Origin of the sequence: Corynebacterium sp. ACRPZ (genome assembly GCF_022346205.1) — a bacterium.
GTDB classification, from domain to species: Bacteria; Actinomycetota; Actinomycetes; order Mycobacteriales; family Mycobacteriaceae; genus Corynebacterium; species Corynebacterium lehmanniae.
Genome location: NZ_JAKRMR010000010.1, coordinates 90,958 through 114,463, shown reverse-complemented (window position 1 = coordinate 114,463; position 23,506 = coordinate 90,958). Strand labels below are relative to the sequence as shown.

Annotated in this window: 17 protein-coding genes and 1 tRNA gene; 6 read left to right on the top strand and 12 right to left on the bottom strand. The window is 59.3% G+C overall.

Features of this window, described 5'->3' with window-relative positions:
- Positions 1 to 42: 42 nt before the first annotated feature.
- Together MHX64_RS08320 and MHX64_RS08315 are read right to left on the bottom strand one after the other, a co-directional pair.
- The gene (locus tag MHX64_RS08320) at positions 43 to 678 is read right to left on the bottom strand and encodes a hypothetical protein (protein ID WP_239356485.1); all 636 of its coding nucleotides are present in this window, start codon (positions 676 to 678) and stop codon (positions 43 to 45) included.
- A gap of 27 nt (positions 679 to 705) precedes the next feature.
- Complete coding sequence (locus MHX64_RS08315) at positions 706 to 969, bottom strand: hypothetical protein (protein WP_239356484.1); 264 nt, start codon at positions 967 to 969, stop codon at positions 706 to 708.
- A 134-nt stretch (positions 970 to 1,103) separates the two neighbouring features.
- On the opposite strand from MHX64_RS08315, the gene MHX64_RS08310 reads away from it, so the two are divergent.
- Positions 1,104 to 1,176: transfer RNA gene (locus tag MHX64_RS08310), tRNA-Asn, on the top strand.
- Between the two features lie 154 nt (positions 1,177 to 1,330).
- Here MHX64_RS08310 and MHX64_RS08305 read toward each other — a convergent pair.
- Complete coding sequence (locus tag MHX64_RS08305; RefSeq protein WP_239356482.1) at positions 1,331 to 1,861, bottom strand: hypothetical protein; 531 nt, start codon at positions 1,859 to 1,861, stop codon at positions 1,331 to 1,333.
- Positions 1,862 to 1,981: 120 nt separating this feature from the next.
- Entirely contained in the window at positions 1,982 to 2,446 is a 465-nt protein-coding gene (locus MHX64_RS08300) for a hypothetical protein (protein WP_239356481.1), read from the bottom strand.
- Between the two features lie 461 nt (positions 2,447 to 2,907).
- Here MHX64_RS08300 and MHX64_RS08295 point away from each other — a divergent pair, with 461 nt between their 5' ends.
- Complete coding sequence (locus MHX64_RS08295; protein WP_239356480.1) at positions 2,908 to 3,906, top strand: NADP-dependent oxidoreductase; 999 nt, start codon at positions 2,908 to 2,910, stop codon at positions 3,904 to 3,906.
- 308 nt (positions 3,907 to 4,214) lie between these two features.
- On the opposite strand, the gene MHX64_RS08285 is transcribed toward MHX64_RS08295, so the two are convergent.
- On the bottom strand, positions 4,215 to 4,652 hold the full coding sequence (locus tag MHX64_RS08285) for a hypothetical protein (RefSeq protein ID WP_239356479.1): 438 nt from the start codon (positions 4,650 to 4,652) through the stop codon (positions 4,215 to 4,217).
- A gap of 171 nt (positions 4,653 to 4,823) precedes the next feature.
- Here MHX64_RS08285 and MHX64_RS08280 point away from each other — a divergent pair, with 171 nt between their 5' ends.
- Positions 4,824 to 5,576: a hypothetical protein gene (locus MHX64_RS08280; protein WP_239356478.1), complete on the top strand. Its 753-nt coding sequence runs from the start codon at positions 4,824 to 4,826 to the stop codon at positions 5,574 to 5,576.
- A gap of 191 nt (positions 5,577 to 5,767) precedes the next feature.
- Here the strand turns inward: MHX64_RS08280 and MHX64_RS08275 are convergent, their stop codons facing one another.
- From MHX64_RS08275 to MHX64_RS08255, 5 genes are all read right to left on the bottom strand, one after another.
- On the bottom strand, positions 5,768 to 6,358 hold the full coding sequence (locus tag MHX64_RS08275; protein ID WP_239356477.1) for a hypothetical protein: 591 nt from the start codon (positions 6,356 to 6,358) through the stop codon (positions 5,768 to 5,770).
- Between the two features lie 251 nt (positions 6,359 to 6,609).
- On the bottom strand, positions 6,610 to 7,410 hold the full coding sequence (locus MHX64_RS08270) for a TIGR02391 family protein (RefSeq protein ID WP_239356476.1): 801 nt from the start codon (positions 7,408 to 7,410) through the stop codon (positions 6,610 to 6,612).
- 53 nt (positions 7,411 to 7,463) lie between these two features.
- Positions 7,464 to 8,384, bottom strand: a complete 921-nt coding sequence (locus MHX64_RS08265; protein ID WP_239356475.1) for an ornithine cyclodeaminase family protein — start codon at positions 8,382 to 8,384, stop codon at positions 7,464 to 7,466.
- Between the two features lie 67 nt (positions 8,385 to 8,451).
- Positions 8,452 to 13,818, bottom strand: coding sequence for a lamin tail domain-containing protein (locus tag MHX64_RS08260; protein ID WP_239356474.1), 5,367 nt, complete (start codon positions 13,816 to 13,818; stop codon positions 8,452 to 8,454).
- Between the two features lie 203 nt (positions 13,819 to 14,021).
- Positions 14,022 to 14,681: a hypothetical protein gene (locus MHX64_RS08255; RefSeq protein ID WP_239356472.1), complete on the bottom strand. Its 660-nt coding sequence runs from the start codon at positions 14,679 to 14,681 to the stop codon at positions 14,022 to 14,024.
- 1,797 nt (positions 14,682 to 16,478) lie between these two features.
- Between MHX64_RS08255 and MHX64_RS08250 the strand changes: the two genes are divergently transcribed.
- The gene (locus MHX64_RS08250; protein WP_239356471.1) at positions 16,479 to 17,864 is read left to right on the top strand and encodes an APC family permease; all 1,386 of its coding nucleotides are present in this window, start codon (positions 16,479 to 16,481) and stop codon (positions 17,862 to 17,864) included.
- Positions 17,865 to 17,984: 120 nt separating this feature from the next.
- A complete protein-coding gene (locus tag MHX64_RS08245) occupies positions 17,985 to 19,103 on the top strand; it encodes a hypothetical protein (RefSeq protein WP_239356470.1) in 1,119 nt (372 codons plus the stop codon).
- Between the two features lie 164 nt (positions 19,104 to 19,267).
- Here MHX64_RS08245 and MHX64_RS08240 read toward each other — a convergent pair whose 3' ends face one another.
- Complete coding sequence (locus tag MHX64_RS08240; protein ID WP_239356469.1) at positions 19,268 to 20,200, bottom strand: NAD-dependent epimerase/dehydratase family protein; 933 nt, start codon at positions 20,198 to 20,200, stop codon at positions 19,268 to 19,270.
- A 42-nt stretch (positions 20,201 to 20,242) separates the two neighbouring features.
- Positions 20,243 to 21,211 (bottom strand): UTP--glucose-1-phosphate uridylyltransferase, encoded by a 969-nt coding sequence (locus MHX64_RS08235; RefSeq protein ID WP_239356468.1) that lies wholly within the window; start codon positions 21,209 to 21,211, stop codon positions 20,243 to 20,245.
- Between the two features lie 365 nt (positions 21,212 to 21,576).
- On the opposite strand from MHX64_RS08235, the gene MHX64_RS08230 reads away from it, so the two are divergent.
- Positions 21,577 to 22,752 carry a hypothetical protein gene (locus MHX64_RS08230; RefSeq protein ID WP_239356467.1) on the top strand — a complete coding sequence of 392 codons (1,176 nt, stop codon included), beginning with the start codon at positions 21,577 to 21,579 and terminating at the stop codon, positions 22,750 to 22,752.
- Positions 22,753 to 23,506: the final 754 nt, after the last annotated feature.

Here is a 23,506-nt window from a genome sequence, read left to right as displayed (position 1 = left end):
CCCCAGCGCCCCAAGCGCCCGCGAACCCCCGAGGACGAGGAACTACTTCCCAATCTCCGCCGGCGTGCAAATCGGCGCCTGGCGGATGAACTCCTCCGGCGCGCCCTGCTCGCGTAGCGTGATGCCGTTGTAGCACCCGCGCGCCATGCCGTTCTGCTTCGTGCCGGCAGTCGGGATCACGGCCCACTTGCCGTTCGAGTTCTTGAAGTACAGGATCCAGTCCGTCTGGTTCGCACCCGCGATGGCCCACTTACCGTCGCAGAACATCACGTTGGTACCAGTAAAGTGCGGCCACTCCGGCACCACCGCGTCGAAAGCCTGCGGCGCGCAAGATCCACCAGCAGCCGCACCATTGTCCTTCTTCGTCAGCCCCGGGATCGCGAGCGCCGGCACCAGCGAGGACAGCCCCGCGGCCGCAGCCGGGTCCACAAACTCGGGTAGCTCCAGCCAGCCCTGCTGCACCGCGAAGTACCCGCCGGCGCCCACCGCGGCCAGCACGCCGAGGGTGATGCCGATAATCGCGCCCGTGCTTAACGACGAACCTTCGGCCTCCCCCGAATCCGCAGACGAACCCGTATCGGTAGTGTTTGCGCCCTCCTCAGCAAAGGTGGCAGGCGCAATGACGGCGGAGGTGGTGACGGCGGCGGCGACACCGAGTGCAAGCATCGGTTTCTTCATGCCCGCCACCTTATCGCGTTATCCCCGTCACTTCGAGGGGAACAGCGCAATTCCCCACACCCCCAACGCGACGGCGGCCGCCACGAGCACCCACCACAGCACCCCGCGCGGCCGCGAGAACCACTTGTCTGCAGCCAACCAAACGACGCTCGGAACGACCAGCGCCAGCCCCAGAAACGTCAGCGCCCGCCAGTCGTCGAGACGGTTCGCCGACAACAGGCACACCACACCGAAGCCCGCCAGCCCCCATGCGACGGCGTTTGTTCGGAATCCTCCTACCGGAATCAACATGCCCGCAACCCTACCCAAAAAATCCAACCGCATAGCCACCCCAGAAAACCCCGTTCAACCTGCCGATTTGGGCAAGTCAAACATCCCGCGCTATTGTTACATCTCGTTGCACAGCGCAAGCAACGGCAACATATTCCTCCATAGCTCAGTTGGCAGAGCATTCGACTGTTAATCGAAGGGTCACTGGTTCGAGCCCAGTTGGAGGAGCAAATACTTAACATCCCCTCACCAGACGGATTGCCTGGTTAGGGGATGTTTTTCTTGCTGTGTCGCTATTTCTGTTTCCGGGGGCTTCCGGGGTCTTTTGTAGTCAAAATGTAGCCACGGACAACGCGTGCCACCCCACACACCTGACAACACCTCACAAACCGGAAGTGTGAAGATCCTTCGCCCCATCAAGCAGGGGATCCTCCTCCGACGCCAGGTACCCGTCCACCTGTTTCACCAGGTTCATCGGCGGCAGCTCAAGGCCGAGATCAATTCCCATCACTTCAGACAGCCACTCGTTGACGGTGTAGAGGCTCCAGATCTTCTGCCGCGCTTGGCCGCCCCCAACAAAATCTGTCTCCACCGGGAAGCCCAAATCAGGGTGCGTGACCCATTTGTTCACCGCCTGACGGGTCACGCCCGTTAGTCGCGCTATGTCGCTCGTATTCGACAAGTGGGGGACGACTTCCACAAACTCAAGTTCGTCGTAAGCTCCCATTTGGCGCATGAGATCGGCCACCTCATAAAAGGCCTTCTCAGGAGAGCATTCCAGGTGCAGTTCCGCGATCGTCCAGCCATTTAGCCGGACGAAAGAAACCGCCGGGAAGGCGCTCTCGATCCGCTCGATGCGTTCTTCATCGTCAAAGTCAATGCCCAATACTCGCAGGCCTAAGACAATAGCCATCCTCTACCCCTCCAACACGCCCGCAGTTGTCAATTGACAACTAGTTAATCAGCATAGGGAAGATTTGCCAAGCCTGCAGCAGCCCGCCAGCGGCTACCGTCACCCCTCGGCTTCACTCCCCTATCCCTGTTGCAGCGTGTTTAGCCGCGCTCGAACTGACCTGTAGCGCTGCCAAGCAGCCTCCACGTCTCGACGTACCGGTTTGCTTTGACGCAACGGAGCAATTTTCTCGCGAGCACGGTTCAGATTGCCACGAGCACGATCCGCGATTCCTGAGACATCGCCCAAATCACCACCGTCGGCGCCCTCCCGTTCAATCACCGAGAGAATCCGCAGCGCCTCATTCTCCAACTTTGCTGCACGATCAAGCAGCGCTCTCCGCTCCTCATTCAGCGCAGCATTCAACAGTGCATTCGATGCCGCCTGTTTTTCTACCGCGCCAATCAGCATCTCCGCGCGGTCGAGAGCTTCGTGCGCCGCCGCGACCGAATCGGTGTGCTCCGCACCGTGTTCGCACAGCTGAATTATTCGGCGAGCTTCTTTCGCCTTGGCGGTGGGGTTCCTTGGAGTCGAGTCGAACCGCACCTCGCATTCCCCAGCTGGGCAACGGATCACAAAGCCCCCGTGGCTCTCCTTGGATCTTGCGGTCCATCCTAAAGACCTCGCCCGCTGCGCCTGCTCATTGCAGTCCTTGTCCTCTAGCTCTGGCCATCTATCCCCGGCCCTATATGTTTTCCTGGCCACCGCACCCCCCAGTGTCGCTTCCTCACGGATTCTAGCACCCGCTTAATCAGCCTCAAGCCCGATCGCTACCCCTCCCCAATCACTCTCGCCACCGCCAGGTCCTCCCACGGCATCCCGACGGTCTTGAACACCACCCGCTGCGCCGAAATCCCCAGCACCTTCACCCCGCAATCAGCGCTAAAGCTGCTCGCGGGGTGTTTTCGTTGTCGCGGCCAAGCGGAGGGCCAAGCGGAGGGAATAGCGACCTCCCCGTCCAACGTTCTTACCGTTGTTCCAGGAACAGCGATTAAAGGAGTAATGCGTTGACTACAGCCAAGCAATGGGTTCTCGCTTCTCGCCCGGAGGGCGCGCCGACCGCCGAGAACTTCCGCATGGAAGAGGTGGAGCTGCCAGAGCTTTCCGACGGCCAGATCCTCGTCCAGAACACCTTCTCCAGCGTCGACCCCTACATGCGCGGGCGGATGAACGACGTGGAGTCCTACATCGAGCCGTTCCAGATCGATGAGCCGCTCAACGGCACCGCGATCGGTACAGTCACCGAGTCCCGCTCCAGCAAGTTCAACGCGGGCGACACGGTCCGGCACTTCGCCGGGTGGCGCACACACGCCGTCCTGAACGAGGACGAGGCGGAGCAGATCGATACCACCATCGCCCCCGCAGAGGCGTACCTGGGCATCCTCGGCCTGACGGGGCTGACCGCCTACGTCGGGTTGACCGCCGTCGGCGAGATGCAGGAGGGCGACACGGTGTTCATCTCGGGCGCGGCAGGTGCTGTGGGCTCGGCCGCAGGACAGATTGCGAAACACCTCGGCGCTGCGAAGGTGATCGGGTCCGCAGGCTCCGCGGAGAAAACCGAATACCTCAAAAGCATCGGCTTCGACGAGGCGTTCAACTACAAGGACGGCGACGTCAACGGCCAGCTGGCCAAGGCAGCGCCGGAGGGCATCGACGTCTACTTCGACAACGTCGGCGGAGACCACCTCGAGGCCGCGATCCAGAACGCGAACACGTTCGGCCGCATCGCCATGTGCGGGGCCATTGCCCAGTACAACGACACGGAGCCGGCGCCGGGGCCGCGGAATCTGGGCCTTTCCATCGGCAAGTGCCTCACGCTGCGCGGGTTCGTGGTGGGCCAATACTCCCACCTTGCCAAGGAGTTCCAGGAAAAGATCGCCCCACTCGTCGTCGATGGCTCAATCACGTTCGAGACCACGACGCGCGAGGGCATCGACAACATGCCGGCCGCATTCCTCGAGCTGTTCGAGGGCGGCAACACCGGCAAGATGATCGTCAAGCTTTAGGAGGACACAATGACCAAGGTTCTTATGGTCGTTTCAGCAGCAGACCACTGGACGCTTAACGACGGCACACCCCACCCCACCGGCTTCTAAGCCGAAGAACTGGTCACGCCCTAGAGCACGCCGGTGGGCTCGCCGACAAGGCGCCGTGGCTGCTCGAGGACCGGCTCGTCGCCCTCGGCGCTGAGTACGAGAAGGCGCCGGAGCCGTGGGCGTCCTACGTCACTGTCAACGGCAACCTGTACACCGGGCAGAACCCGTCCTCGTCGCGTGAGCTCGCGCAGCGCCTGGTCAAGGATCTCGGCTAAGCGTCACCTAGGCCCCGCTTGGACCTGGCCGGCGACAACCCTCGCCACCGCCAGGTCCTCCCACGGCATGCCGACGGTCTTAAACACCACCCGCCGTGCCGGATCCAGCGCCACCTCCCCGCGCACTACCTCAGCCATCGTCACCACGTCATCCCACGCGAGCGCCCCCTTCTCCACCGCAATCGCCACATCGCCAGCCTCCCGCCGCGCGGCCCCCACATCCTCCACAATCACCTGCGCGCCCCGCAGCACATCCTCGTGCAACTCCCGCGTATCCACCGTGTGAGCCCCCAAAAGCACAGTCGCATCAGGTCGCAATTGCCTATCGACGACCACAGGCTCCCCCGCACTCGTCGCCACCACAACCAACCCGGCACGCCCCAACACCTCATCAGCCGCAGCACTCCCCGGCTCGTCGAAAGTCGGCGATTCCGGAAGCACTTCCGCCGCCGCTGAATACCCGTGTCCATCCCTTATGCTCGAGGGTAATAAGCTGCGAAGAATGACCGGAGACTAGGGACCGAAATGCACACGCACATCGACTACTCACGACCGTTCCCTTCGGAGTGGTTAGGCGCTTTAGCACGACTCTGTCGCGAGGTTTCCCAGCTAATGAAGTTTGTGGGCGACGTGGATCCGGATCTGGACACCGCTGTTAAAGCTCGCATAAACGCGTACTTCGAAGACTCCGACTTCAATGTAGCCATGACACCCGAGGAATTGACTCGATCGATTACAGAGTTATGTGGCGGGTCGCTTCATTTCCTAAGTAGAACATTAGACAATGATTTCGTCTCGCCAGTGATTGTCGCCCCTCTCTCCCGATCCGTGGTCGAAAACTGCAGTCTCCTTCTCTTCATCAACTCTTTCGACGACATCGAGAGAACTTTTTGGACAATGCGAGCGGTAACTTCGGACATAAAGAAGGACAAGCAACGAGATCTGGTGCCAGAGGTCGACGAAGCTCTAACCCAAGCGGTGGCGGTGCACATTAATCGTCATAGAGGACAAGATTTTAAATTCCCCGGTTTTGGGAAGCTGGTCGCAGATACGCTTGGCGACGTAGCGGAAGATAATTTGTACAAGTTGCTCAGTAGCTATACGCACCGCAACGCTTGGACCGCATACAAGCATTTTATCTTCAATAAACAGGCCCCAGTTAAACTTGAGCTACTTTCAGCCCGTTTTGTGATTAGCGCACTACACTCAGCGGTTCTTGCCACTAAATCGGTTGCAAGATTTCGACCGAATGATGATGTTAAAGATTACCTAGACTACCTCAACAATCTGATCCCTTATTTGAATACAGTCGAGCGATTTCTGGACTCTTGGATGCAGACTAACGACATTCAGCCGGCGCCATAAGTTCTCCGGTAAGAGGTCAGCACGGACGATGGGCGATATACAGTTGATGAGTTCGAAACCTCAACTGGAAGCTTCGCACACACAAACTTCCTGACACCCTCATCGTGAATGGCAGCTTCTGTTTGCCCCTCTGGGTTAGACAATTCAATTTCATACCAGAGCTCTTTTCGGGCAACACTCGATCTAGATCATCATCGGCATAGAGCCCCAGCCTCCACAACCCTCGCCACAGCCAGGTCCTCCCACGGCATCCCGACGGTCTTAAACACCACCCGCCGCGCCGGATCCAGCGCCACATCCCCGCGCACAACCTCAGCCATCGTCACCACGTCATCCCACGCGAGCGCCCCCTTCTCCACCGCAATCGCCACATCGCCGGCCTCCCGCCGCGCAGCCTCAACATCCTCCACAATCACCTGCGCACCCCGCAGCACATCCTCGTGCAACTCCCGCGTGTCCACGGTGTGCGCCCCCACAGCAAGCACGGTCGCATCAGCTCGCAACTGCCTATCGACGACCACAGGTTCCCCCGCCGAAGTCGCCACCACAACCAACCCGGCACGCCCCAACACCTCATCGGCCGCGACACTGCCCGACTCCACCCACGGATGCGGCAGATCCGCCGGCCTACTTCTCGACACAAACGTCACCAAAACCTCCCGCACCCCCTCCAGCACGTCCACCACCGTGCGCGCATGCGCCCGCCCCTGCACACCCGCGCCAACGATGACACACTCCAACGGCTCACTCGCCGCCCGCAGCCGGTCCGACACCCCCGCCACCGGCCAGACGCAAACGTCGCATCAACAAACTACTCAAGGCATCACGATCGCCAAACCTCACGATCGCTCCCAGAGGTGACCCTTCACATGTCACCATCAAGCCCGTCGTCCAGCGAGGAAAGAAAGTTGAGAGGAATTAGGCGGGTAACCCTATTCAACAACTCGCTTGGGAGACTATCCGGCGAACTCGGTTGAGAGACCATCCTGCGATTCGGCGTCGAAAACGGGGCATAACCGAGCACTTCGAAACATCAGAATTTGAACACGGTCTCAAAGTGCTGGATTGCATCCCATATTTCAGGGGTGCTTAAACTCGGGTAGGAGTTGGCGCAGTACCGGAGAAACTCTACGATTCCAGTTGCTTGGTTCATAGAACTAGTAGGACTATCAGCGTCGTTGATGATTACTTTCAAGTCGTCAGTGTCAAGCTCGCCAGCGACCAACGCCAATTTCATAAATTCAATGTTGCTTGTGTTGAAGGATTTCTGAAGAGACAAGTCCGCCATGACCTGCTTCTTCAGCCAAACCTGTTCCTCCTGAGAGAGGGGCGCAAAAGTGGCCTTTCTCATCCAGGCGCCGGTTTCGAGAGCCGGGTAAAACTGCCTGTGAAGCTTCGAGTGAATAGCCTTCAACTTTTCTTCTAGCTGGACAATCGTCGGCTGCGATGCGGCTTCGCCGATACTAAGATAGGCAAGATTCGCCAAAGCAATATAAGAAATTGCCTCTTCTTTTGTATATTTCGTATGCGCCACTTGATGAGCCAGCTCGTTCCGGAAGAACTGAACTGCTAAATGCGTGTATCCCACCGCTCTCCGATGATTGTTATCGAGAGGATTCGGAGCTCCTAGTCCGTAAAGATCAGGCCAATACTTTTTGCCCAGCCCATTTTCGCCGAAAACCTTGTTTGCTGCCTCATTGCCCGTCACTTCGCGCATCCTGTCACGGGCAACCTTCAAGGCCTCTGACACGGCCTGGTAGTAGTCACCCCGATCAAAGTACCCCTCGGCTGCCCTTCTAATCTCGTCGGCAACGAAATACAACTCTTGCGTCATCCAATTTCTCCCACTTATCAAACGTCAAAAGCGATTGTAGAGCAGATGCGCTGTCAAATCCCCGCTGCCCCCACCCCAACCACCCTCGCCACCGCCAGGTCCTCCCACGGCATCCCGACGGTCTTGAACACCACCCGCCGCGCCGGATCCAGCGCCACATCCCCGCGCACAACCTCAGCCATCGTCGCCACCTCCTCCCACGCAAGCGCCCCCTTCTCCACCGCGATCGCCACATCGCCGGCCTCCCGCCGCGCAGCCTCAACATCCTCCACAATCACCTGCGCGCCCCGCAGCACATCCTCGTGCAACTCCCGCGTGTCCACGGTGTGCGCCCCCACTGCAAGCACGGTCGCATCAGCTCGCAACTGCCTATCGACGACCACAGGTTCCCCCGCCGAAGTCGCCACCACAACCAACCCGGCACGCCTCAACACCTCATCGGCCTCAGCACTGCCCGACTCCACCCACGGATGCGGCAGATCCACCGGCTTACTTCTCGACACAAACGTCACCAAAACCTCCCGCACCCCCTCCAGCACGTCCACCACCGTGCGCGCATGCGCCCGCCCCTGCACACCCGCGCCGACGATGACGCACTCCAGCGGCTCACTCGCCGCCCGCAACCGATCCAGCACCCCAGCCACGGCAACCGCCGGCGTGCGGATCTCCGTCAGCGCCGCGGCATCCATCACGACCTCCGGCGTCAGGGTCTCCCCGCCCATGAGCAGGTACGACCCCTGGACCAGCGGCACATCGACGGTCGAGCCCGCCGGCTGAATCCCCAGCACCTTCACCCCGACCGCCCCATCGAGCGCCGACGGCAACAGGTGAATCTCCCCGTGCGGCAACGCCACCTTCTGACGGTGCGGGTCGGTGGCGGGATCGAAGCCGTCGAGAAGCACCTCCCGCAACGCATCAACCGCCACCCGTGGCGCGACCGCGGACATGACTTCGCTGTAACCCAAGTTGCGCATGCGGCCGAGCATATAAAAAAAGGGACGCGGCGCAACGCAGCCGCATCCCCTCACCTGGGAGCCAGGTTTACGGGAGCATGTCGAGGAACTGCTCGACGTACTCCTGCAGGTCAATGCCCATGTAGTTGAGCAGCGCGGCAATCAGGCCGACCGCCCCCAGCGCGCCGAGCAGGGAAAGCAGAATGCCCAGCGGGGTGATGGTCACGCTGGATCCGACGGTCACGGAGCTGCCTTCGTTCGGGAACTGCTCGTCGGTGACACGGTCGCCAGGCTTCTCGACGGTCGTTTCCACCGTCGTCGGCACCTCCACCGTCGTCGGCACCGTAACGGTCGTCGGAGTGACCACCGTGGTGGGCACGGATTTAGTCACCGTCGTGTTCGGCGCGGTGGAGACTTCCGTGGCAGTCGACGTCAGCGTCGTGGGCGTGACCACGGTCGTGGAAGTGGTCACCGTTTCGCGGTGAGTGACGGCCGGTTCGGTGACACGGTCGCCAGACTTCTCGACGGTCGTTGCCACCGTGGTCGGCACCGTAACGGTCGTCGGCGTGACCACCGTGGTCGGCACGGACTTGGTCACCGTCGTGTTCGGCGCGGTGGAGACTTCCGTCGCGGTCGACGTCAGCGTCGTGGGCGTGACCACGGTCGCGGAGGTAGTCACCGTTTCGCGGTGTGTGACGGCTGGTTCGGTGACCTGTTCGGTCGCGGTGACCTGCTCGGTTTCGGTCGCGGTCTCAGTCGCGGTTGCCGTGGCAGTCTCGGTGGCGGTCTCCGTGTGGGTCACCGGGTCTGCGGACACCGTGGTCGTGGTGGCCGCAGTGACGGTCGCGGTGGGCTGCTCGGCCGAGGTCTCCGGGGCAGACGTCTCTGGGGCAGAGGTCTGTGGCGCCGAGGTCTGCGGCGCGGAGGTCTCCGGCGCTTCCTCGTCCTCCGCCGGCGCGGTGAACACGCGGAAGTCGGAGTAGCGCGGGTCGGCGGCGGAGGCGCTGCCGGCGGCGGAGGCACCACCGGCGGCGGAGGCGTCACGCTGCGCGCGGGCGTACCAGAGGTACTCCGCGTCCGGCTCGAGGTTGTCCCAGGTGAATTCGGCGGCGGTGCCGTCGGCAAGCTGGGCGGTGCCGAGCTCCACCGGTGCGCCGAAGGCGGCGATGCCGGAGGTGGTCACCTGCTTGTCGTACTGCAGGTCGGCGTCGTAGACGAACTCGTCGGATTCTGGGGTGTAGCCCAGGTCGTGCGGGTCGTTCTTCCACGGCTCGAAGGACTGCAGGCGCGGCGAGTACGCGTTGGCCGCGACCTTTCCGGAGTCCAGGTCGAACTGGTACAGGCGGGTGTACAGGGCGTCGCGGGCGCCGTCCTCCTCGTAGGACTGGTAGTCGGCGACGGTCTCGATGACGTGGGTGCCGTCCTCACGCTCCGTGATGCGCTGGCGCACACCGTGCAGGTGGCCGGAGAATACCAGGACGACGTTGGAGTGGGGTTTGACTAGGCGCTCGAAAAGAAGGTCGCCCTGGGCGGTCCAACGGCCGTTGTCCGGGTTCGAGCGGGCGTCCTCCTCGGGGCGCAGGTACTCGTGGGTGGAGAAGATCACGTTGTGGTCCGGGTGGTCGGCGATGACCTTGTCCGCCCAGTCGATCTCCTCCTCGGAGGAATCGAAGCCCATCTGCAGGAAGAGGAACTTCGCGCCGTCGCGCTCCACGGTGAAGAAGTTCGACGCGTTGCCGTCCGGGCCGTGGCCGCCCCACCAGGGGTTGGACTCGTAGCGCGAGGCCGGGAAGTACTCGTTGAACTTCTCGTTGGTTGCGCCCCACACGTTGTCGTGGTTGCCCGGCAGGATGCCGTAGGGCATGCCGGCGTCCTCAAAGATCTCCATGATCTTGGAGGCGCGCTCGTACTCCAGCTCCGCGCGGTCCGGCTCCTGGTTGCCGCGCAGCCAGTTCTGGATCACGTCGCCGGTGTGCACGGAGGCGATGATGTCGCGCGCGTCCTTGTTCGCGGCCAGCCACGCAATCATCTGGGTGTACGAGGTCGGGTTCTGCTCGGTCAAGTACTGCGAATCCGTCACGTGTGCGACGGCGAGGTCGTATTCGCCCGGGGTCTTGAACATTTGGTTCGTCTCGGCGTCGGAGTCGCTGAACGGATCCGCCACGCGCTTGCCGTCCTGCACCAGCACGTCCACGGTGCCGTCGCGGTAGAAATCGGCAACAGCACCAGTGCCCACAAGAGTGACGTCGCCGCCCTCTTCACCTGCCGCGGTGTCCACACGCTGCCACTGACCAACAGTGTGGTTGAAAAAGTACATCTGCAGCTCGTGGCGGTCGCGGGAATGCCCGCGCCACGCAATCGACACCACGCTGTCCTCGGGGCGTTCCACCGCCAGCTCGAAGCGCTGGTACGGGAACGCGCGGCCGGTGTCTTGTGCCTGGTCCATCTTGCGGACGTCCGCGGCGCGGGTCTCACCCTCGCCTACGCGCTGCTCCAGCGCCGCCTGCGGGGAGGCACCGATGTAGCCGGCTGACTTCTCCCAATCGATTGCCGCCGTCTTCGCGCCGTACGCCGTCACGTCGGCGTCGGCGGTGCCAGTGGCGGTGAGCGAGGTGCCGTCGGAAAGCGAAGGCACCCCGGTGCGAGCCGCGCGCTCGACCTCAACCGGATCGAGTGAGCCCTCCACGGGTTGGGTCACGTCGCGGTATTCCGGGCCGTCCGCCGAGCCCGGAGTGCCTGGCGCGGTGACAAAGTCCGCCCAGTTGTTACCGGTGGACTGCACGCGGTGCCAGGCGTAGTCGTGCTTCTGCGCCTCCTCGATGGAGGTAAACCGCATGCGGCGGTCCAGCGGCACGCCGGCGGAGGAGCACGGGCCCTCCGGCGCGTTTGTCACTTTGCCCACGTCGTCGTAGTAGACACCGACGGCGTCGAGAAGCGTGCCTGCGGCATCCGTGATTGTGGCACCGTAGCCCTCCTGCTGGAAGGTGGCGTCGGTGGTAAGCGCATCCTTCACGCCCGCCTCCGGCCGTGCGACGGTGAGCACCCCACCCGGGGCCAGCGAGAGCCCATCCGGCACCACCGCTGCCGGCTCCAGCATGCGGCGCCCGTCGGCGGCGCAGTAGTCCACGCGCAGCCCGGACAAGTCCGCGGGCGTGGAGCCGTTGTTGATGATCTCGATGTATTGCGCCTTCTGCCCGCCCTTGTCATCCGGGCGGCCGGCGGCGATCTCGTTGATCACCACATCGCCCATCTTGGGCTTTTGCACCTCGATGGCCTCAACGTCCGGGTCGTACTTGCCCGGGGTGCGTATCGCACGGACGTAGTCCTTGGCGTTGTCTCCGGTAAACGCGACGCGCTGGTAGGACTCGCCGGAGGCGAAATCGAGCGTGTCGCTTAAAGGCTGGCCCGCGGTGCACGGGGAATCGACACGGTCGAACACGCCAACGGAGTCCACGACGTTGCGGTCCTTGTCCACCACCATCAGACCGAAGCCATTGACGGCGTTAAAGGAGGTGCCGTAGGTCGCGTCCGGGTGCTCCACGGTGGAATCCGCTCCGGTGCGCGCGGCGGTGAACACCTCGCCCGGCGCCATCTCGCCGTCGGGCAGATTGAGCTGCAGCATGCCGTCGTACACGCGCCCGGTGCCGGTGCAGCGGTAGACCTGCCACCCGGTAACATCCACAGGCGCATCGCCCGTGTTGGTCAGCTCGAAGAAGTTATCGCCGGCACCGCCCGGGCCGCCGTTGGTGACCTCGGTGATCTTCACCGGCGAATCCACGCGCTGGTGCTGCGGGGCCTCTGCGTTGCGACGCCCAGGGGTCCTCTCCGCCACAATGAAATCCCGGCGGTCATCGCCCGTGATATCCACGCGCTGCCAGGATTGCCCATGCAGTCCGTTGAGCACGCCGGGAAGTGGCTGCCCCATGGCACAAAAGCTCTCCACGTCCGCGCGTGCGGAGCCGACGCGGTCCACGATCTTGCCGTCCTGGTCGAAAACGAGCAGGCCGTACTGGGTGGCAAAGGAGATACCGAACGTGGTGTCCTGCGCTGCGCGGATATCCGCGCCCGCCTGTCCGGAGCGGCCCGCAGTGAAACGCTGGCCGGGCTCCAACACCACGCCGTCCAGCTGCTCGGCGGAAACCTGCGGCACAGACGCGCGCACGCCGGTGCCGATGCAGCGGTACACGCTCCAGCCGGTCATGTCTTGCGGCGCATCACCGTAGTTCTGCAGCTCGAGGAAGATGTCGCCGTTGCCGTCCGGGCCGGTATTAGTCATCTCCGAGACCAGCACGTTCGCCCCGCCGGTGGTGTGCGGCTCCTCGTGGGTGTACTCGGGCGTCTTCTCCTCGGCAGCCTCGCCCACCTCGATCGCACCCGCAGTGCGCTTCGCAGCTACGAAGTCCGCGGCGTTGTCGCCGGTATTCGAGACGCGTTGGTAGGAGACGCCGTCTACAGCGTCCAGGCTGGCATACGGCAGCGGCGTCCCGTCAGCGGCAGCGGAATCCTGGTTGTCCGCCCAGGCGACTCGGTCCCAGATGTCACCGGAGGCATGGTAAAGCACCACGCCCGCTGCCCCCTCTGTGAAGTCGCGGCCGTTTTCATCGCGCGGCACCACAACCGCTTCACCGGGCTTAAGCTTCTCGACGGGCATCCGCTCCGCCCACACATACCCCGCAAAACGGCGCCCGAACTGGTTGACCACGTCCACGCGCAGATCAGTGACGTCGACCTCCTGATCGCCGAAGTTGGCGATCTCAATCAGCCCCTCCCCGTCCGCGCCCGTGTGCGCGACCTCGGAGATGAGCACGTCGCCGCGCTTCGGCGCCGCCGACGGCTCCGTGGCATTCTCCGCACCCGGGGTGCGCGGCGCGCGGATGAAATCCGCGGCGTTGTCGTCGGTGTCCTGGGTGCGCTGGAAGCTCTCGCCAGCGGCGGAATCTGTTGTGTTGGCCAGCACAGTGCCCTCGCCGCACGCCTGGTTGGCGGTGCCCGGGAATTGGACCGCTACAGCGTCGACGTCATCGCCCGAGCTATCGCGCAGCAGCGCACCGTAGGACTCGTTGGCCAGCGACGTCGAGTACCGCTGCTCCACGTCCGCGTCCCCGATTGTGGACTGATCGCTCTCCCTCGCGAACAGCCAACGCTCCCCCGCACCGATTGTGCCCTCAAGCGTGTTCTGCGGCGCTGACGCCACCGAACCCGTGCCAGTGCAGCGGAACAGCTCCCAGCCGCTGACATCCACAGGCTCGTCGCCCCAGTTGGCGACCTCGATGAAGTTGTCGTGGTAGCCGCCCGGGCCGCCATTTGCGATCTCGCTGATGACCACCTGGCCGCCTGGCTGCGCAGCCGCGTCCTCGGCCTTCGCCGGCGCCACCGTCGCAACCATCGGCAGTGCAATGACGACGCTGGACACAAGGGCGGTGCAACCGCGCACCGCCCGTTTCCGAATTCCCATTTTCAGTTCCTTAGCAATACGTTGCGCCCCTTTCTGGGGCGCATGCAATGGAACTTATAGGTGAAATGAAAATCTACGATTATCTTAAGGTTAAATGTGAATTAACTTAATTCTCTTAGATGTGCGCGTCCGGCGCACCGATCGCACTTTACGGCGAATCATCCCCGCCAACGGTGCCATATCCAGCACAGGAAATCACAACATCAGAGCGATTCGAACACTCTCAGCAAAGTCGTGTCCACCTCCAGTTCCTCAGTGGCCGAACGCAGCCTATGCGAATAGCCCAACTTACCTTCACGCCAGCCCATATGAAGCGCACGAAAATGACGAACGTACCCCGGCCTACTACCGTCCGACGGGGCATACGTTACGGCATGAACCTTCAACTGCTGTCTTTCGGAAAGCCGACTAGGAATCGCAGCGTATTTCGGTTCGCTCCACCGCCGATCAAGGTAGTACGCATAATCAGCATGGCGCCTCAATTCCGGCTCTGGCTGATCAACCAGCTGGACTGGCTCGATATTGCGTGTCGGGAAGTAGCAAACTCCGTTCGCGCTTTGCGCCGCATGAACGTGAACAGGTTTCCCATCTTCAGAAAGAAGCAACTCATCAACATCGCAAAGCAAGAGCGAAGAGGCATACTTAGCAAACCTCCAGCGAGCGACCTCCCACGCGCAGTACTGCCCAAAATCTGCATCCCAATTTCGAGTTAACACTCCAAAGGGATGTGGCCAATTGACAACCACTGCAACATCAATTCCGGGGCACTGCTCAAGCGTGGCAACCAATTCAGCTGCCGAGTATTGATCTGACCTGTTATCAAAGACCAAAACCGCATCAATCTCGTTGGCGTGAACGTTCATCTTCACCCGTCAGAGATATTCGTCAGCGGATTATTTCGGTTTTGAGTACACAACACATGCTTGCCTCGAAAAAGCTCCGAATAATTTCGCCCTACGGAAGCCGTCAGTTCTAGGTCTTCCCAGTCCAAGCTCACGCTCGTCGGACACCACCCCGCGGCACCACCTACACGTATAGGCACCACTGACCGGGTAACCCTGTCCATCTCGTCCCACCTCAGTGCTAACCGTTCTACCGGCAGCCGACCATCCAACTTTATTGAAGCGGCCCCTAGCTTCGTTCTCAGATTCATCATAGGAGGGCCCACACACATCAGTCGCCCATCGTCTTCGAAGATGTCGTAAAAAATTGACGTGAAATCGTAGCGACTGAAAAACCTCTCTTGATTCCGTTCTGGGAGACTGGCGGGCATTCTCGCTAGGTCATAATTTGCGGGGAAGGCCATTGAGTTTGTCTCGACCACTGCGCTAATCATGCGTCATTCCGATCTTCTAAAGTCCTTAGATGCAGGCCAAAGCTGCGGTCAGTTCAGGTAACCCACTTCATCGCACTGAATCCGCTCGCTGAGGCACAATTATATGTCGGCACTCTTTGAAAGGCAGCCCAAAACACTCTTCCTTCTATAAGTAGCCCCTCCGAAAAACCGATTTTTTGGGACTAATGGGCACAGATTCGCTACCTGGGCGGGCAAGGGCTATATAATCGTAAGATTATAGATGAAGTCGGTCGTGCGAAAAGACCGTCGCACGAGCATTAACATCATCTGCACCACCGTCGTACACCACACGGGAGTCAAGAAATGCCAGTTTCGATCCGTTCGAGCAGCAGCGCCTCCGCTACTGTGGAAACGCCGAACCTCGACGCGAATGCCATTGCACAGCGGGTTGGTTAAATTGGTTCGGATTCGCGGTTTCGCAAAAATGCCACGCTAATCATTCCCGGTTACAAGCCAGTTAAACCGGTTGGCAAACTCACACACCTTCCGGGGTAAGAAATTCAGCGCGATCTGACATTCGCCACCGACGGCTCGCCGGGCTCAATCGGTGTGATGAGGCCCTACTTGGTGTTGGCGATGGTCTCGTCGCATTCCCGGCACACCGCTGTGTCTGCTGCCGACACGAACTACCAATGACCCTATCGCCCGGTTGGGACGACTTACCGAGCACGCTTTCAAGGCGGTACCCAACCGTCAGTTATTGCGACCGTGAAGCCGGCAGCGGTAAGGCTCGACTGTTTGAGCCGGTCGCGTTCGCCGAAGTAACCAGCGCGAAAATCGTGCAACCCCACCAAGAGATCTCGAGACCAAAGGCAGCGTCAAGCACACAAACGGATACGTGAAACGCTCTCTTCCCCAGGACGTCGCTTTGGCAATCCTAAGAATGTGCAAGACCAGATCGATGATTGGTTTGCCGCCGTAGCTAACGTGGCCCCCATTGCACTTTGTACGCGCGGCTCATTGACCTCTTCCACACCTATCGACCGGCAATACATCTGTTTCAACTGTATGCACCAACAATCGGTTTTCGACTGTACGTTTGCCTCACAACTGCTTCACCACCATCGATACCAACCTGTACCGCGCGGAAACAGCACGACCTGATACTGGCGCCCGGGTCGCAATCGCAGAACGTACAGAACAAGTCTTAATTGACCTCCACTATGCCCGCGAGTTCAGGCATCCTCAACCGGCATTCTCCAAGTAACCTCGGAATACTAGCCATTCAAACTTTTTGGAGCAGAAATCGATGATTCAACCCGACCGTTCGTCCAACTCATACAGGCCCTCTTGGGTTTTCGCTATGGCCGTAGGTTCTGCAATCGGATGGGGATCTTTCGTATTGCCCTTTGACTGGATACAGCAGAGTGGCTGGCTTGGTGCAACCATCGGGTTCATTGTTGGTGGCTTGATGATTGAGGTAATTGGATTGAACTACAGTGTTGCAGTTAAATGTCTTCCAGTTAGTGGAGGCGGCGTTGCCCACGCACTGGCCGCCTGCGGCAGACTCCACTGCGCTATCGCGGGTTGGTCCTTAGCCCTCGGATACAGTTCAATTGTTGCTTTGAACGCCTCAGCAATACCGCTCATTTTCAGGTCGCTGTACCCAAATTCAAGTGCAGGCGTACTGCTATACACCGTCGCGGGCTGGGATGTCTACCTCTCAGACGTTCTGCTCTCGTCGCTGTCGCTTATTGTTTTCGCACTTGTCGCTACCCGTGGTGCAAGATTTTCCGGGCGCTTTCAAATGATCGCCGTGGCCACGATGATTATTACCGTGGTCACGCTGCTGGCATGGACAATCGCGGTGCACGGCTCGGCCGAAAGCCTCAGCGGTCACGCACTACCTGATGACCTGAATATCTTCACAGCAGCGGGTGCGATTGTCGCAATTGCGCCTTGGGCATACGTTGGTTTCGACAGCATCCCTCAACTCGCTGGAGAATTCTCGTTCCCCCCAGAAAAAGCCCGCCGACTCCTATTGGGTGGGATCTTCGGCGCGACCGCCATTTACATTTCAATGATTTTTGTCACTACTCTTCTAACCGAGGGGGACACAAAAGATCTACAGCATTCCGTTTGGCCGATTGCAGACGCAGTTTCGGTCAGCTTAGGTCCGGTTGGTATCTCCCTGCTGATTATTGCAGTTCTAGCCGGGATCTTAACCGGGCTAAATGGGTTCTATACCGCGAGTAGTAGGACAGTCATGACGATGGGACGAGCCGGAATCCTCCCCGAAAAATTTGCACGACTAAACCAAACCCCCGGTATCCCTTCGAATGCAATTTATGCAGTAATGTGTCTTTGCCTGATAACTCCTTGGTTCGGCAGAGCTGCTTTAAGTTGGGTCGTAGATATGGCCAGCGTCGGCATTACCGTCGCCTACCTGTACACCTCGCTTTGCGTTAGAAAGATTGGGCAAACTGGCACCGTGGCCGGCATGCAAACCCCCCGCGAACCGAATTCGGCGATCAAACTTCTAGGAAATACAGGCTGCATCCTCTCATTCGTTTTCCTGGTGCTCCTGCTATTCCCCGGCGCCCCAAGCAGCCTCTCCTCCCAAGCGTTAATCGCCCTAGCCATTTGGATTGGAATAGCAACCACGCTTTTTCTGGTCCGAAGGAAACAAATATTCCGGACCCCAAAGTCTGCCCTACATAACAGCGTTTTTGGCGTTAAGACTAAGTAAGACGCAGTCAGAGCCAGAACAGGCCATCGGCTAACATTTAAACGAGTTCGCTAAATCAACTTCACGGGCCCCTCAACAAATTACGAAAATGCATTGGACCCCGGGCAGCAAGGAGACCTCATGAATGACTATAAGCATCTCAAGAAGATGATCGCCGATATGGTAGCTGTTCCAAACCTGCCTCGAAATAGCTACTCAGGTTTCAAAAGCCGCACGAAGTTACTTCTCGATGAGGCGGAAAAGAAAGGCTGGACCCCCCACCAAGTTTGGAAAAGCACTTGGCTTTTTCTCGACGGCAACAAAGTTATCGGGGGCACCTACGAACACGCCTTGTCGAACCAAGCACATCTAGCGCGTACCTTAGCCACCCACAAAGAGGCCACAAAGCTAGCACTTTCGACAATTGGAGTGCCTGTACCCGAGGGCAAAGTGTACGAACCGACGGAACTCCACACCGCAGTCGACGATTTCGCTTCGCGCTCGAGAGCGAAAATAATGAAACCATCTTCAGGGGCAACAAGCACGGCAGTGACCCTTTCACTGCCGGATGAAAATGCCTTCATCGATGCATGGTCGCTTGTTAGGGAAACCCTTCCGAAGGCCAAGATTCTGGTAGAAGATCTCATCGAGGGATTCGATGTACGGATCGTTGTCATCAACGGCAAAGCTGTAGCGGCCGCGAGCCGAGTAAATCCGTTCGTCATTGGAGACGGCCAATCCACGCTCGAAGAACTCCTCGCCGGCCGAGAGCGCGATCGCGAAAAGTCGGCGTACCTCAAGAGATATAAGACACCAATCGACGACGACTTCCTTCAAATGCAAGGAGTGAGTCGCGGATCCGTCATTCCCGACGGCGAAGTCGTTCTCATAAATCGATCGATGAACGTCGCTGGCGGCGGAGAGTCCATAAACGTCTACGAATCCATCTCTCGCGACTTACTCGACCTGGCGGAAAAAGCAGCTTCCGTTTTGCCTTTCCAGCCAATTGTTGGAGTCGACATCTTAACCCCGGAGCTAACGTCACCGAACGGAGTCGTTTTGGAGCTTAATGTGCAACCTCACTTTGACCTCCATCACTACATAACCTATGGCAAGCCTGTAAACGTCGCTGCAATGGAAATTGAATCGCTCATGGCGAAGCCGACGATTCCAACCCTGAGATCGGAGAATGGCCGCCAACCATCTACGCTCACCATCAGTCTTGACGGCCCGATCGAAGTCCGTCTGTCCAGTTCTTGATAACCGATTCACTTGCGAACGGTTCACAAGAATCGGTGATCTCCGCGCAAGCCGTAGCTCCGGTACTCCCGTGAGCCCGTTTTCCGGAAAACCCGCGACGGCCGGCCGCCCTTAGAAAGCGACCGATGAAAATCGGCTCCAGAACCGTCTTGTTCAGCGGGTTCCTAATGACGGAAGTAATCCACGGTGAGGGCCACGCCCTCATCCAGGGACACCAGCGGCGTCCACCCCAGCACTCGCTCTGCCTTCTCGTAGCTCAGCGAAGAACGAGCGACATCGCCCAGACGAGCGGGCTCATCCCTCGGCTCATCCGGCGCGCCGACAGCCTTCGCCACCGCGGTGTGGAGTGCCCGGTCAGTCGTCTCCACACCAGTGCCGATGTTGAAGCGTTCACCATCACCGGCCTCCGCTGAGGCAAGGTAGAAAGCACGAGCCACATCCCCCACGTAAACGTAGTCGCGCGTGTTCTTGCCCCCACCGAACACGCAGGTCGGGTTGCCATCGAGCAAGTTCCGGGAGAAGATCGCGACTACTCCGGCCTCTCCGAATGGGTTCTGCCGGGGGCCGTAAACGTTTGCGGGAGCTATGAAGCTCGTTTCAAGCCCGTAGAGCTGCCGGTAGACGTTCAGGTAAAGTTCGCCAGCGACCTTCGAGGCCGCATACGGCGACTTCGGGTCAACGTGTAACTGCTCCGTAGCTGGCAGCTGCTCCGGCTCACCGTAAATCGAACCACCGGAAGACGTGTGCACCACTCGACGCACCCCCGTACGCCGGGCCGCCTCCGCAAGACGGATAGTCGCGGTGATATTCATCTCCGCATCCAGAAGCGGGTCCTCAACTGAGCGTCGCACATCGATTTGTGCCGCCAAATGGAAAATGACTTCAGGCTCGAGGCGACGGAAGATCGCTTCAAAATCTGCGTCGCGTATGTCCTGCTCGAGCAGTTCGACTGCACCGGATTCGAGGTGATTAGCAATGTTTTCAGTGCGCCCCGATGTCAGATTATCGATCACTGTGACCTGGTGCCCGTCTCCCACCAACAGGTCCACAAGATGAGAACCGATGAACCCGGCACCGCCAGTGACAACCGCCCGCATTGAAAATCCTCCTGAGCTGTATTCGCCTGGTTGATTCCGAGTTTAGTGCTGCGCCTTTGTGGCAACCTCGGGGTGTTCTGCCTCGAAGTCGGCGATGATCTTCTTCACCGCGGTGTACACGGCAGGCCCGAACTTCTCATCGCGCAGACCGAAATCCACATTCGCCGGGATATAGCCGGCAGGGTTGCCCAGATCGTGGCGCTTGCCCTCATGCACCACCACATGCACCGGATGACCCTCAGAGATCATCAGCTCAATCGCATCCGTCAGCTGCAACTCCCCGCCCTTACCCGGCTCAATGCGCCGCAGCGCATCAAAAATCCCGCGGTCCAACAAGTACCGGCCGGTAGCCACCAGCGTCGACGGCGCATCCTCAACAGCAGGCTTTTCCACCATGCCACGCACCTTGAGCACCTCAACGCCATCAATCTCAGCCTGGGCATCCTCCACGTCGAACACGCCGTAGTTGAACACCTCCTCACGCGAGACGTTAAACGCGCACAACACCGAACCACCCAACGCATTGCGCACAGCGACCATCTTGTCCATCACACCTGCCGGCAACACCAGGTCATCCGGCAGCATCACAGCAACCGCATCCTCGTCGTCGTCCAACGCTTCCTCGGCGCAACCAACCGCGTGCCCAAGCCCGAGCGGCTCGTCCTGGGTGACCGCCACAGCCTCAATCAAACCGTTGGCACGAGCGACCTTGTCCGCCTGGGCCTGCTTGCCACGGGCGACCATGAGGTCCTGCAAGTCCGAAAACTCGCCGAAGTGCCGCATAATCTCTTCCTTATTCGGCGCAACCACCACAGCCAAACGCTGCGCCCCAGCCGCCGCAGCCTCCTCAGCAATCAGCTCAATGCCCGGGGTATCCACCACCGGCAAAAGCTCCTTCGGCACCGTCTTCGTCGCCGGCAAAAAACGAGTCCCCATACCCGCCGCCGGCACCACAACAGTCTTCACCGAAGCGTTCGCAGCATCAACGGGAAGGTCAGTAAAATTCTGCATAAACACTAAGCCTACAGCCCCCAGCCTTCACAACCCGGCCCGGACTCGACTTTATTGAGGACTAAGACTACGACTGGGGGCACTGTCTCGTAACCTTTGACAAATTGAAAATATGGAAAACAAATTGTCTGAGGTCATGGCAATTTAAACCAAAGTTTTAACCAAGGCTTGAATGGAACACTTGTATCGGAAAATTACCGGTACTCCGCCCTCGGTAATTGGACCATCGCACTAATTTCCCCGATCAAGCGAACCGGAACGTGCTCCAGACAACAGACGAGTATGCAGATTCTGCCGCCAATAGATACTCATCCCTTAAAAGGAGCCTCACTTCGTCTATTCTCGCCCCGCTAAAATAGACACCCATGCACACCAAAACCGCTCCAGAGGCTATCAGATTCCAAAACCTCTCTTTATCTCCACAGCGTATCGAGGTGGAGGCAGTTACTAGCGAGGGATCGTTCCCCCTTTGGTTCGAATTTGATAGGGCGCTTTCCACCTCAACGGACGCTGTTGCAGTTGCCCTGTCAACCCTATGCGGGACGAAGTATGACCAAATTCACTTCGATTTTCCAGTTGCACAAAACCTAGCCGAAAGTATCTCATCGTTCACCAGGTCCTCGGTCACAAACAACGGCAACGAACCGTCTATGCAGCCACTAGGCTCTAACGTTACCTTGAGCTTCAGCGGAGGCTTTGACTCGCTTGCCGCTCACCGCCTCCTAGGCGGAACTGGACAACTAGTATCGACAGATTTCGGAGGCTGGTTTGAAAGAGAAGCTGCTTTCTTTGAAAAGTTTCACCCCCTAGTGGTATCGACCAATGCGCGTCGCACCCCTAGTCAACAAGACTCTTTCGCTCGGAACCACTGGACTTTCATGAGCATCGGAGCGATTTTGACGGCTGAGCATCTGGAGTCAGGTTTTCATGTGTTCGGAACCATCCTTGGCGAACGGTTCGCCCGCAAGCCAGGTCGCAGGTCGGTAGCGCCGCTCGATATGCTGGGTATTAAGAACGTTCCGATTACCGACGGCATCACAGAGCTCGGCACAGCTAAGATACTCGCTCAGACGGATGGTCCGCTTGTTGCGGAATCCATTAGATCCTTGGCCGGAAAGACCGACAGAAAGCGGCTTCTAAAGCTTATCCTGGCGACTGTTGCGGCGGAGGAACTCGGTGTTGATGTATCGCTTCCTGATCTCCCAAGCGAGTGGGACAAACCTATTGCATTCGACTCCTCGTATACAACTGCGCTTAGCACGTTGTATCTGATAGCAAAAGGAAAAGCGCACCTGATTGAGCCTCTCTACTTGGACATACCGGAGAGCGCATATTCGATCGTGCAGGGTCTCAGCCTTGACTTTCTTATGAAAGTTAATACTGATTTTTATCCTTCGCTGCCCAGCGAATTGGCGAAGCAGATCGCGCCCAGGTTCATAGACCTAGGTTTCTCGCCCTACACCGAGTCGGACTGGGTTGAAGCCAAAATCATCCGCGCATACCTTAATCGAACTTTTAATATTTCCTCACCTTCGCGTTAAATATCCTCGCCTTGAGAGGTAACGGCCGACTAAAAGTACCGCATGCGATGCTGCGGACTTCGCTGGAAACGTCACCAGGCATCCGTTCGACTCGACTTGGCCGTAAAGTCCAAAATTTTGGATCTGTTTGGTGCGGAATTGAGCGGTTAGTGCGCCCCCATTTAAAAGTCGTTCAGGCAATCCACGCGGTGTGACTTCGTCGAGGACCTGTCGGGGTGTTTCGTCTCGGACCTACGCGACGTGCAAGCGCGTGACAGTGGCGGAGTCGGTGCTCTTTCGTAGAACCGGTGCCGGATCGAGAACGACTCTGCTGTGTTCTACGACCGGACGCGCGTGTTTGCTGCCCTCCGCGATACATTGCGTTCGCAAACTTGCTGAACCGCTCCGCGTCGAGACTGATGGCCTCCCTTGCGACACGTTCACCTGCTTCCCGCCGGGGGATACGAGGCTTATAGGCAGCACGGTGACTACACTGACAGACAGTCCGTCGCTAACAACGAATGCCAGCGCACCTGGTTACATGCCGAGCCCGGCAGCCGTACTCGACACTGACAGACCTGAGTTCAGCTATGCCAACGACCCTTCTATCGCGTACGCGCAAAAGATTTTTCGGGGATGCCGGCATGCATTACCCAATCCGACCGACAGTCTTAATATTGCGCTCATTCTCGAGCTTGTTTTGGCTCGCCACCTAGCCCGCGGGTAGAGATCAAGACTGGCATCCTTTTGGACGGCTGTGGTTCTAGTGCACGCG

Coding starts and splice junctions, on each gene's coding strand:
- MHX64_RS08320 (WP_239356485.1), bottom strand. CDS start 678: ATGAAGAAACCGATGCTTGCACTCGGTGTCGCCGCCGCCGTCACCACC.
- MHX64_RS08315 (WP_239356484.1), bottom strand. CDS start 969: ATGTTGATTCCGGTAGGAGGATTCCGAACAAACGCCGTCGCATGGGGG.
- MHX64_RS08305 (WP_239356482.1), bottom strand. CDS start 1,861: ATGGCTATTGTCTTAGGCCTGCGAGTATTGGGCATTGACTTTGACGAT.
- MHX64_RS08280 (WP_239356478.1), top strand. CDS start 4,824: ATGAAGTTTGTGGGCGACGTGGATCCGGATCTGGACACCGCTGTTAAA.
- MHX64_RS08270 (WP_239356476.1), bottom strand. CDS start 7,410: ATGACGCAAGAGTTGTATTTCGTTGCCGACGAGATTAGAAGGGCAGCC.
- MHX64_RS08265 (WP_239356475.1), bottom strand. CDS start 8,384: ATGCGCAACTTGGGTTACAGCGAAGTCATGTCCGCGGTCGCGCCACGG.
- MHX64_RS08260 (WP_239356474.1), bottom strand. CDS start 13,818: ATGGGAATTCGGAAACGGGCGGTGCGCGGTTGCACCGCCCTTGTGTCC.
- MHX64_RS08255 (WP_239356472.1), bottom strand. CDS start 14,681: ATGAACGTTCACGCCAACGAGATTGATGCGGTTTTGGTCTTTGATAAC.
- MHX64_RS08250 (WP_239356471.1), top strand. CDS start 16,479: ATGGCCGTAGGTTCTGCAATCGGATGGGGATCTTTCGTATTGCCCTTT.
- MHX64_RS08245 (WP_239356470.1), top strand. CDS start 17,985: ATGAATGACTATAAGCATCTCAAGAAGATGATCGCCGATATGGTAGCT.
- MHX64_RS08240 (WP_239356469.1), bottom strand. CDS start 20,200: ATGCGGGCGGTTGTCACTGGCGGTGCCGGGTTCATCGGTTCTCATCTT.
- MHX64_RS08235 (WP_239356468.1), bottom strand. CDS start 21,211: ATGCAGAATTTTACTGACCTTCCCGTTGATGCTGCGAACGCTTCGGTG.
- MHX64_RS08230 (WP_239356467.1), top strand. CDS start 21,577: ATGCACACCAAAACCGCTCCAGAGGCTATCAGATTCCAAAACCTCTCT.